The following is a 10798-nucleotide window of genomic DNA, read 5'->3' as shown; positions in this document are numbered from 1 at the left end:
CAACGAAAGCACGCGCGGACGAGGGCTAGACGAGCACAATGTCGTACTGCTCCTGGTTGTAGATGGGTTCAACCTGAAACTGTATCGGGCGGCTGATAAATTCTTCCAGATCGGCGACATTGGCCGATTCCTCATCCAGTAATAGGTCGATAACCACTTGGCTTGCCAGCACCATGATCTTTTCGCTGTCGTAGGCTCTCGCCTCGCGGATAATCTCCCGGAATATCTCGAAGCATACCGTTTCCGCACTTTTCAACATACCGCGGCCCTCACAGACCGGGCAGGGCTCACACAGTATCTGGCCCAGGGATTCCCGCGTCCGCTTGCGGGTCATTTCGACCAGCCCCAGTTCGGAAACACCGGTGATACTGGATTTCGCGTGATCCCGCTCCAGCGTCTTCTCAAGTGTCCGCAATACCTGGCGCTGGTGCTCGGCATCTTTCATATCGATAAAATCGATAATAATGATCCCCCCCAAGTTGCGCAGGCGCAACTGGCGGGCGATCGCCGTAGCGGCTTCCAGATTGGTCTTGAAGATTGTCTCTTCCAGATTACGGTGACCGACAAATGCGCCCGTATTGACGTCGATAGTGCTCATCGCCTCTGTCTGTTCGATGATCAGGTAACCGCCGGACTTCAGCGTCACTGTATTTTGCAGTGCCCGCCCTATCTCCTCCTCTACACCGTACAGGTCAAACAGGGGACGCTCGCCGGGATAATGCTCCAAGCGGCCCGCAATTTCCGGCGCATACTTGCCGGCAAACTCTGCCGCTCGACCGTGGGCCTCGCGGGAGTCAATGCGGATCTTTTCTGTATAAGGGCGCGCAAGATCGCGCAGCGCGCGCATAGACAACGGCAGGTCCTCGTAGATTACCGACGGTACCGGCCGCACCTTGATATTCTGCTCCAATTCCGCCCACAGTTTGTAGAGAAACGGGATATCCCGCAGCAGTTCTTCCCCGCTCACCCCTTCAGCCACCGTGCGTACAATAAAACCACCATCCGCTGAAAGCCCATCCTGGGCAAGCTGGGATGAGGCCGCCTCAACCAACTGGCGCAACCGTTCGCGCTCATCTTCCTCCTCAATTCGGTTGGAAATCCCGATATGGCGGGTTTGCGGCATATATACGAGGTAACGTGCGGATACCGACAGATGGGTGGTAAGTCGTGCACCTTTGCTACTGATTGGGTCCTTGACCACCTGTATGACCAGAGGCTGGCCCTCGCGCACCAGCGCGCGAATATCTGCCACCTCCAAGTCACGCGCTTCTATCCCCTCGTCATCCAGCGGCGCAATATCAGAGGCGTGGATAAACCCGGCGCGCTCCAAACCAATGTCCACGAAGGCTGCTTGCATACCCGGCAGTACACGGATCACCTTGCCCTTATAAATATTGCCAACAATACCTCGGCGCGCACTGCGCTCCAGGTACACTTCTTGCAAAACACCGTTCTCCACCATCGCAACGCGGGTTTCTGTGGGCGCAACATTAATCAACAGTTCCTCACTCAAAGCCGAGTCCCCTGCCAGTAGGGAATCCCCGCGTGCTCCAGCATGGGGACCAGGGCTTCCAGAGGCAGGCCAACCACATTGCTGTAACTGCCACTAATGGATTCCACCAGCGCAGCACCCATTCCCTGAATGCCATACCCACCGGCCTTGTCCACAGGTTCACCGGTGCGCCAGTAAGCTTGGATCTGCACTCTGGACAGGTGCCGAAAGCGCACCCGCGTCTCCACCAGGCGGCTGAACTGTCTCTTTTTGCTACGCAGGCAAATGGCACTCAAGGTGGAGTGTTCGACCCCCGACAGAGCCAGCATCATGGATTCAAAATTACTGTAATCCCGAGGTTTCTCCAACACGGTCTCCCCAGCAAGCACCACCGTGTCGACGCCCAGAGCCCAGAGTTCTGGAGGGGTCGAAGCCGCCAGCAGGCCCGCCTCAGCCTTATCATGGGCCAGGCGCTGAATATAGTCCTGGGGACTCTCTGTCCGCTGCCGCTGCTCCGCTACCGAGGGGATAAATTGAGAAAATGGAACCCCAATCTGGGTGAGCAATTGTGCCCGGCGCGGTGATCCCGAGGCGAGAAGTAGATGGTTTGCGATGCTAGTATTCGTCACTCTACTGCATATTCCCTATGGGCCAGCGGCTGATTATAGCGGAAATGTCTAAATTTTGATCGAAATTTTACTCTGCTTTACAGCTGACTTTTTGGTCAGTGAATACCCAGACGCCTGGACATGCCCCGCAACAGTGACGCTACCCAGGGCCAGAGTAGTGCTGTGGTGAGCGCTGGCCAGAGAAAGGTCAATCCCGGCACCGTTTTCCCTTCCAAACCATGCACCCAATTGCCCACAACTTGATTGATACCGACCAGAACAAAGGCCCACAGCAATTGTTGCAGTGGATTAAAGGCCCTGGTGCGCTGGTAGGTCAACAGGCTGAAATAGGCCAGCACTGCCAGGGCCAGGGCGTGGGTACCAAAACTGGCCCCTGTGGCCAAGTCTTCAAGGATACCCACCATCCAGGCAAAGCCCACACCCAGGGCCTGGGGTAGCTGGGTAATCCAAAAAATGACCAGCAGGGCGGGAAAAGCCGGCCGGAACCAGAGCCATTGCTGCGGCAGGGGCATCACTGCAAGCAATAGCGACAAAAAAATGGTGACGGCGACAAACCAACGATTATTCGCCTGCAAGGCCCTGCCCCTTGTCACCAACGACGGCCAATACAAAGCGGCTGCGATTTATGCGCCCGCGAGGCAGCACCTCTGCCTCGGCAAAAGGTTGGCCGGGGTCCCGCGTTACTGAAACCACCTCACCCACCGGGTAACCCGCAGGAAAGCGGCCGCCAAGGCCGGAGCTGAGCAGGAGATCCCCCTCGCGGATGTCGATGGTAATGGCCAGGTGGCGCAGCTTGAGATGGTAGAGATCCCCCGTGCCCTCGGCTACAGAACGCATACTGTTACGCAGCAGCTGCACGGGAATGGCGTGGCTGGCATCTGTGATCAGAAGAACCCGGGAAAATGCATCCCCCGTCTCAATCACCTGCCCGAGCAGGCCGCTGGCGTCCATGACCGGTGTACCCACATCGAGACCATCATCCCGGCCTTTGTCAATCAGCAGCACATGCTCGAGTGGGTCGGGAGAAATGCCGATCACCTGGGCCACCAATACCCGGTCGTCGACCATTTCCGCTGCATTCATCAATTCCTTAAGCTGGGTATTCTCCGCCTTCACCGCCGCCAGCAGTTGGCTGCGCTGTTCCAGCAATAGTATCTGACGTTTGAGGCGGCTGTTTTCTTCCAGCAGCTCTTCCCGGGAGCGAAGCTGTTCACCTGCCCATTCGCCCACGCGCTCCGGTGCGCCGGTGAGCCAGTACAGTGGTGCAACAAACCCAAAGAGACGCTCACGAGTGGGCTGGAGCCAATTCGTGTAGTGATCCGCTGCAATGAGTACCACCGCCAACAAGCCCAGAAGCAGCAGGCGAAACTCAGGGGAGGGGCCGCGGGTAAACAGCGGTTTCAAAAGCAGCTCCCTTTGTACAGGTCAATGAATATTGTTGTCACCATAGATCGGATGTCGTTCAAACTGTGTTACTGGCCACCGGCAGCTATGCAAAGCATTTAAAGTGACATTAGATTCATCAGTTCGACATTAGATACAGACGGCTCCGATCCAGCATATCCAGCGCTTTGCCGCCGCCGCGGGCCACACAGGTGAGCGGGTCATCGGCAACAATCACCGGCAGACCGGACTCTTCCATTAACAGGCGATCCAGATCCCGCAATAGGGCGCCGCCACCGGTCAGTACCATACCCCGCTCAGCGATATCGGAGGCCAGTTCCGGAGGAGACTGCTCAAGCGCACTTTTCACCGCCTGCACGATGCCGGTGAGAGGCTCCTGCAGGGCTTCGAGAATTTCATCGGAATTCAGGGTAAAGCTGCGTGGCACCCCCTCGGCCAGGTTGCGTCCGCGCACATCGATTTCGCGCACTTCACTTCCCGCATAAGCACAACCGATCTCCTCTTTGATCCGCTCTGCAGTGGCATCACCGATTACACTGCCGTAGTTGCGGCGCACATAATTCACGATGGCCTCATCGAAACGGTCACCACCGATGCGGACCGAATCTGAATAGACGACGCCATTGAGCGAGATAATCGCGATCTCAGTGGTGCCACCGCCGATATCCACCACCATTGAACCGCTGGCTTCTTCCACATTCAAACCGGCACCGATCGCCGCTGCCATGGGCTCCTCAATCAGGGACACTTCCCGGGCACCGGCACCCAGGGCGGATTCACGGATCGCGCGACGTTCCACTTCAGTAGACTGGCAAGGCACGCACACCAGTACCCGCGGGCTCGGGCGCATCCAACTGTTTTCATGCACTTTCTTGATAAAATGCTGCAACATTTTTTCCGTAACCTGAAAATCGGCGATGACGCCATCCTTCAAGGGGCGGATTGCGGAGATATTACCGGGAGTACGGCCCAGCATTCGCTTGGCTTCAACACCCACGGCCTCAACGATTTTCTGGCCATTGTAATGACGGATAGCGACAACGGAGGGCTCGTCGAGTACAACGCCGCGATCGCGAACGTAAATCAACGTATTGGCGGTCCCCAGGTCGATGGAGAGATCACTGGAAAACATGCCCCGCAAACGTTTAAACATGGAATTCGATTACCTTGTAGTCTTAGTCAGCCCCCGGGCCGGGCACGGCAAATGCGGCTAATTTTATGGCTGGAAATTTTAGTTAGTCTACCTGAATAAATCTGAGTTCCGAGCCGCATTTCAGGCCGGGATTTACACAACTGACCGGAATCTCCCACCGCCCGGCGGGATTCGGCAAACTCTAACAACCGCACCGACTCAGAGCAAGGCTGAAGCCGGGCCAATCGATGACAACCGGCCATGGGCACCGCAGTCGATGAGAATGACGGCTCATTGTGCTAAATTGACCGACCCTGCCCGAAGTCCGGCGCAACGGTCTTCGATTCGCAACCCAACAGGAGGAGCTTCATTGCCATGGCTGTGGATACGCAAACCGTAGAGAAGCTGGCGGAACTGGCCCGCATTGACATATCCGAAGAAACCCTGGAAGAGGTCAGCCACCGTCTCGGCGAGGTCCTGCAACTGGTGGATCAGTTACAGGCAGTCAATACCGACGGCATCGCACCCATGGCACATCCGCTGGAAGAGAAACAAACGCTGCGCATTGACGCCGTGACGGAATCCGACAGGCGCAAAGAGTTTCTCGCCCTGGCGCCGCAGACAGAGGAGGGTCTCTATCTGGTTCCCAAAGTGATCGATTGAATGGGTTTTATCAACAAACTCCGCCCGACAATTCCCAGTCCCCGGTTTGTTTAGAGTCTAAAAGGAATACTATGCATCAGCTCACTATCGCCGAGATCATCCTCGGACTGCGGAGAAAGGTGTTTTCCAGTACCGAACTTACCCGCCATTTACTCGACCGCATTCAGCAGCTGGACAGTGGATTCAATAGTTTTATCACGGTGACCGAAGAGCGGGCCCTGGCCCAGGCCAAAGCCGCCGACCAGCGCCTGGCCGGCGGGGAAGCACCGGCGCTGTGTGGCATACCCATCGCCCACAAGGATATTATCTGCACCAGCGGCGTGCGCACCAGTTGCGCTTCTAAAATGCTGGATAATTTTGTGCCCCCCTACGATGCCACCATTGTCGAAAAGTTGAATGCGGCAGGCGCGGTCACCCTGGGGAAAACCAATATGGATGAGTTCGCCATGGGCTCCTCCAGTGAAAGCAGCTACTACGGCCCGGTAAAAAACCCCTGGAACACCAACTGTGTCCCCGGCGGCTCCTCCGGGGGTTCTGCCGCGGCTGTGGCGGCTCTGCTGGTACCAGGTTCTACCGCAACCGACACCGGCGGCTCTATCCGCCAGCCGGCCGCCCTGACCAATACCACCGGCCTGAAGCCCACCTACGGACGCGTTTCACGCTGGGGTATTGTAGCCTATGCCTCCAGCCTGGATCAGGCCGGACCCATTGCGCGCACCGCCGAGGATGCAGCCTACCTCCTCTCCGCCATGGCCGGTTACGACCCCAGGGATTCCACCAGCCTGAATCGACCACAAAGCGACTTTGGCAAAGGTCTGAATAATGCCCTTACCGGGCTCAAGATCGGCATTCCCACCGAGTACTTTGGGGAGGGACTAAACCCCCGCACCGCTGCCTGTATACAGGAAGCCCTCCGGGAGTACGAGCGGCTTGGGGCACAATTGCTGGACATCAGCCTGCCCCACAGCAAGCTGGCGATTCCCGCTTACTATGTGATCGCGCCGGCAGAAGCCTCCGCCAACCTGTCCCGTTTCGACGGGGTACGCTACGGATATCGTTGCCAGACTCCTGAGGATTTGCGCGACCTGTACAAGCGCTCCCGCGGCGAGGGCTTCGGCGAGGAGGTGCAACGCCGCATTCTGGTCGGCACCTATGCGCTGTCCGCGGGCTATTACGATGCCTATTACAACAAGGCTCAACAGGTGCGCCGCCTGATCAAACAGGACTTTGCCAGCGCTTTCGAGCAAGTAGATGTGATTATGGGACCCACTACGCCCGCCCCGGCTTTTAAACTGGGTGCCAAAAGTGCCGACCCCGTGGCTATGTATCTGGAAGATATCTACACCATCGCCACCAACCTGGCGGGGCTGCCAGGTATGTCCATCCCCTGCGGATTGGTTGACAATTTGCCTGTAGGCCTGCAAATCATAGGCAACTATCTGGATGAGGCTCGCATGCTCAATATCGCTCACCGCTATCAGCAGGCCACCAACTGGCACACTGCCAGCGCTGTCGCTGTATAAGGAAAGGAGTCTTCATCGTGGAATGGGAAATTGTGATCGGGCTGGAAGTACACGTCCAGCTATCCACCAAGTCGAAACTCTTCTCCGGTGCCAGCACCCGCTTCGGTTCAGAGCCCAATACCCAGGCCTGTGCCGTCGACCTGGCCATGCCGGGTACCCTGCCGGTGCCCAATGAAGAGGCCTTCCGCTACGCGGTCATGTTCGGCCTGGCCATGCAAGCACGCATCGGCAAACGCTCCGTTTTTGAGCGCAAAAACTATTTCTATCCGGATCTGCCCAAAGGTTACCAGACCACCCAGCTGAATCAGCCCATCGTGGGTGCCGGTGAAGTGGAAATCTATCTTGCAGACGGCGGCAACAAAACCGTGCGTCTCCACCACGCCCATCTGGAGGAGGATGCCGGCAAATCTCTGCACGAAGACTTCCACGGCATGACTGGTATCGATCTCAATCGCGCCGGCACGCCACTGATTGAAATCGTCTCGGAACCCGATATGCGCAGTGCAACCGAAGCGGTTGCCTTTTTGAAAAAAATCCACTCTGTTGTAACCTATCTGGGCATTTCCGACGGAGATATGTCCCAGGGCTCCATGCGTTGCGACGCCAACGTCTCAGTGCGGCCAAAAGGCGAAACTGAGTTGGGCACGCGCACGGAATTGAAAAACATCAACTCCTTCCGTTTCGTTGAACGCGCCATCAGGGCGGAGGCTGAACGCCAGATTGACATTCTGGAGGACGGTGGCAATATCGTGCAGGAAACCCGCCTCTACGACGTCGACAAAGATGAAACACGCTCATTGCGCAGCAAGGAAGTGGCCAATGACTACCGCTATTTCCCCTGCCCTGATTTACTCCCGGTTATACTCAGTAACGACTATATCGAACAACTCCGCGTCCAGCTCCCCGAGTTACCTGACGCCAAGGCCGCGCGCTTCCAGTCCGAGTACTCACTCTCCACCTACGATGCCAACCTGCTCACTCAGGAGCGCGCCACTGCCGATTATTTCGAAACCGTCAACAGGGCTTGCAATGCGCCCAAACTGGCAGCCAACTGGATTACCGGAGAGATAAGCGCGTTGCTGAAGCGCCAGGAGATCACCATCTCCCAATCGCCGGTTTCCCCACAACAACTGGCCAGCCTCATTGTGCGTATCAAGGACAATACCCTTTCCAGCAAGATTGCAAAGCGAGTCTTTGAAGCTATGACAAAGAGCGCGGACATGGCCGATGAGATTATCCAGAAACATGGCTACATACAGGTATCCGACAGCCGTGCGCTCGAGAAAATGGTGGATGAGGTGATCGCAACCAACAGCACGCAGGTGGAAAACTACCGCAAGGCGGACGAAGCCAAACGGCCAAAAATGATGGGCTATTTTGTTGGTCGGATCATGAAAGCTTCCAGTGGGCAGGCCAATCCGCAAATGCTCAACAAGATTCTCAAGGAAAAGCTCGATGACCTACTTTGAGCGCCGATAGCAGAAACCCTGCTGGTTGGCTGGCCAGAACCACCGCATATCATATTGCATGAAATAAGGATTGGATTTTGAACCTTAAAAAAGACAAGCAAAAGGTCCTAGGGGAACTCTTTGATGAGAAACGCATCGCCGGTTTCCTGGTTGGCGAGGCACCTGAAGGCATTAACCGGGATTACCATCTTCTAGAGCGAGCTTATCGGAGTATGCGGGTAGAGAACTTCGCCACTTTTGTACAGCTTTTTCAAGCCCAGGGGCTGGACCTGGACTGTCCGGGCCCGGATGGCAAAACCCTGTTGGCCCGCATCAATGAGCACCGTCTGGGTGGCGGCTACAGCGAAATCCTGAAAGCCGCCGGCGCCCGCTCCTGACAGCTGGCAAGAGGTAACAGTATGACTTCCAACCCTGTACACGGTATCGACGCCTTGCTGCGCGGTGCTCACCTTATCACCCGCCGTGAGCTGCGACCCTTTATTCTGGTGCCACTGCTGATCAACCTTGTTTTGTTTATTGTCATCAGCGCCATTATGATCTCGCAACTCGGCGGTCTCACCGACTATCTTGGCAGCCTGCTCACCCACACACCGGTTGACACCGAAAATATGTCCTGGTGGGAGGCAATCATGGCCAAGGGCGCCGCCTGGGCAGCCAGTGTGTTTCGCTGGCTCGCCTGGACCATTGCCCTGCTGGTACTGTTCTTGTTTCTGCTTGTATACGGCTACCTGTTTGGCATTATCACAAATATCATCGCCGCTCCATTTAACGGCCTGCTCGCGGAAAAAGTGGAGGCACTGCTGACTGGCAAGGCGCCGCCGACCGAACCCCTGCTGAGTATGGTTTGGCGCACACTCGGGCGGGAACTGCGCAAGCTGGGATATTTTATTGCCTGGGGTCTGGTTATTTTCCTGGTCGCCACCGTCACCAGTTGGACCATCATTCTTCCCGCAGTACTCACCGCGCTTTGGGGCGCATGGTGCATGGCGATACAATATGTGGATTACCCACTGGACAATCACCAGCGCCCCTTCTATGAATTAAAAAGTGTGCTGCGGCGCCGCAAACTCACCAGCCTCGCGTTTGGCGGAACCGTCATGCTTGCCAAGATGGTACCGATTTTAAATATTTTCGTGATGCCTGCCGCTGTAGCGGGCGGTACCGCGCTGTGGATTGAGCGCTTGCGCAAGGAGGGAGACCCTGGTACAAAAACGCATTCTGCCATACAACCCCACTAGGGATTGGTGGAAATACATGCTGCCCGCTAGACGCTGCGTGCCACACAAACCCGTGGCAGAACCCCCGTTCCGCCGCGCTCAGTCATCTCCGCTGTAGCCAATACCTCCTCGGCCAGCTAAATTGTTGTACGCTGCCATGAATATTTTAATGATCAGCAATACATTCCCACCCTCTATCGGTGGAGTTCAGACACATGTACTCGAACTTTCCAAAGCACTGGTCAAGATCGGTCATCACGTCCAGGTACTGACCCGAAAACCAGACGGTAACATACCCCTTCGTGACCATTTTGACGGAGTGAGCGTAGAGCGTCTCACATTACCCAACAGCCATTTACTGTATGACTGGCTGCTCCGAAGGCGTATTCAGCAGACTGTCCGCGCACACCAGATAGATATCATTCACGTACACGGAATGCGCCCCTTAAATGCCTGCAGGGGGTTATCCATCCCGGTAATATTTACCAACCACACCTCTTCATTTATCAAGAGGGCACAGAGAGGGGAGAAAACCCGCAGGAAAATGCTGAGGCAGCTGGAGGTCGCCTCAGCGACACTGGCTGTCAGTGAGATCCTGATCGAAAAAACCAAGGAAACCGGCTACCAAAAGCCTATCCTTTTCACTGGCAATGGTGTTGACACCTCCGTCTTCCATCCAGGTGAATCGTCTTTAAGAACTAGACTGGCTATTCCCGAGAGTGCCTACATAATCGCTATCGGCTGCCGGCTCGAACCAGTGAAAGGGGTACGCTTCCTTGCCCAGGCTGTTGCCGCCATCGACGATTCCCGTTTGCATCTAGTCATCGCCGGCGAGGGCAGTGAATCCGCCGGGATCAGAGACATCTTAAAAAATAAAATAAAGTCCGGACATGCTCACTTTTTAGGAAATGTCAGCCACCGGGAAATGTCCGATATCTATAGGGGGGCAGACGCCTCTTCACTCCCTTCTTTTATGGAGGGAATGAGTATTGCCGGGCTCGAAGCCATGGCCTCGGGATTGCCGCTTATCGCGTCTGACGTTGGCGGCACACCTTACATTGTTCAAGATGGCGTCACCGGGATATTAACCAGGCCCGGGTCATCAGAGGGCCTAACAAATGCAATTCTGAGACTTTTGCACAACCGTGAACTCAGCAGGGATATGGGAAGTTGTGGACTCAAGACCGTAAGAGAACAATTTACCTGGGAAAAAATTGCCCAGCAAACTCTCACTATTTACACAAGGACATTGGTCGCATAGCAATTCGA

General features: G+C 55.9%; 11 protein-coding genes. 6 read left to right on the top strand and 5 right to left on the bottom strand.

Annotated features, from left to right (window positions below; translation table 11 throughout):
- Positions 1–25: 25 nt before the first annotated feature.
- The 5 genes from rng to Q5Y71_RS06970 form a co-directional block, all read right to left on the bottom strand.
- Positions 26–1513 carry a ribonuclease G gene (rng, locus tag Q5Y71_RS06990; protein WP_306041111.1) on the bottom strand — a complete coding sequence of 496 codons (1488 nt, stop codon included), beginning with the start codon at positions 1511–1513 and terminating at the stop codon, positions 26–28.
- Positions 1510–2121: a nucleoside triphosphate pyrophosphatase gene (locus Q5Y71_RS06985; protein ID WP_306041110.1), complete on the bottom strand. Its 612-nt coding sequence runs from the start codon at positions 2119–2121 to the stop codon at positions 1510–1512. The genes rng and Q5Y71_RS06985 overlap by 4 nt, the downstream gene beginning before the upstream one ends.
- 95 nt (positions 2122–2216) lie before the next feature.
- The gene (gene mreD / locus Q5Y71_RS06980; RefSeq protein WP_306041108.1) at positions 2217–2696 is read right to left on the bottom strand and encodes a rod shape-determining protein MreD; all 480 of its coding nucleotides are present in this window, start codon (positions 2694–2696) and stop codon (positions 2217–2219) included.
- The gene (mreC, locus tag Q5Y71_RS06975) at positions 2683–3525 is read right to left on the bottom strand and encodes a rod shape-determining protein MreC (protein WP_306041106.1); all 843 of its coding nucleotides are present in this window, start codon (positions 3523–3525) and stop codon (positions 2683–2685) included. Before mreC ends, mreD begins: the two co-directional genes overlap by 14 nt.
- 118 nt (positions 3526–3643) lie before the next feature.
- Positions 3644–4678 (bottom strand): rod shape-determining protein, encoded by a 1035-nt coding sequence (locus Q5Y71_RS06970; RefSeq protein ID WP_301417339.1) that lies wholly within the window; start codon positions 4676–4678, stop codon positions 3644–3646.
- A gap of 354 nt (positions 4679–5032) precedes the next feature.
- Here Q5Y71_RS06970 and gatC point away from each other — a divergent pair, with 354 nt between their 5' ends.
- The 6 genes from gatC (at position 5033) to Q5Y71_RS06940 (ending at position 10790) form a co-directional block, all read left to right on the top strand.
- Positions 5033–5320 (top strand): Asp-tRNA(Asn)/Glu-tRNA(Gln) amidotransferase subunit GatC, encoded by a 288-nt coding sequence (gene gatC / locus Q5Y71_RS06965; RefSeq protein WP_306041104.1) that lies wholly within the window; start codon positions 5033–5035, stop codon positions 5318–5320.
- 71 nt (positions 5321–5391) lie between these two features.
- The gene (gatA, locus tag Q5Y71_RS06960) at positions 5392–6843 is read left to right on the top strand and encodes an Asp-tRNA(Asn)/Glu-tRNA(Gln) amidotransferase subunit GatA (RefSeq protein WP_306041103.1); all 1452 of its coding nucleotides are present in this window, start codon (positions 5392–5394) and stop codon (positions 6841–6843) included.
- A gap of 17 nt (positions 6844–6860) precedes the next feature.
- A complete protein-coding gene (gene gatB, locus Q5Y71_RS06955; protein WP_306041101.1) occupies positions 6861–8312 on the top strand; it encodes an Asp-tRNA(Asn)/Glu-tRNA(Gln) amidotransferase subunit GatB in 1452 nt (483 codons plus the stop codon).
- A 77-nt stretch (positions 8313–8389) separates the two neighbouring features.
- The gene (locus Q5Y71_RS06950) at positions 8390–8689 is read left to right on the top strand and encodes a PA4642 family protein (RefSeq protein WP_301417331.1); all 300 of its coding nucleotides are present in this window, start codon (positions 8390–8392) and stop codon (positions 8687–8689) included.
- A gap of 21 nt (positions 8690–8710) precedes the next feature.
- The gene (gene cysZ, locus Q5Y71_RS06945; protein ID WP_306041097.1) at positions 8711–9550 is read left to right on the top strand and encodes a sulfate transporter CysZ; all 840 of its coding nucleotides are present in this window, start codon (positions 8711–8713) and stop codon (positions 9548–9550) included.
- A gap of 148 nt (positions 9551–9698) precedes the next feature.
- Positions 9699–10790 carry a glycosyltransferase family 4 protein gene (locus tag Q5Y71_RS06940; protein ID WP_306041096.1) on the top strand — a complete coding sequence of 364 codons (1092 nt, stop codon included), beginning with the start codon at positions 9699–9701 and terminating at the stop codon, positions 10788–10790.
- Positions 10791–10798 lie beyond the last annotated feature (8 nt).

Source organism: Microbulbifer sp. 2205BS26-8, from assembly GCF_030731025.1.
GTDB lineage: Bacteria > Pseudomonadota > Gammaproteobacteria > Pseudomonadales > Cellvibrionaceae > Microbulbifer > Microbulbifer spongiae.
The sequence above is the reverse complement of the archived record's forward strand: the minus strand, read 5'-3'. Positions and strand labels throughout refer to the sequence as shown.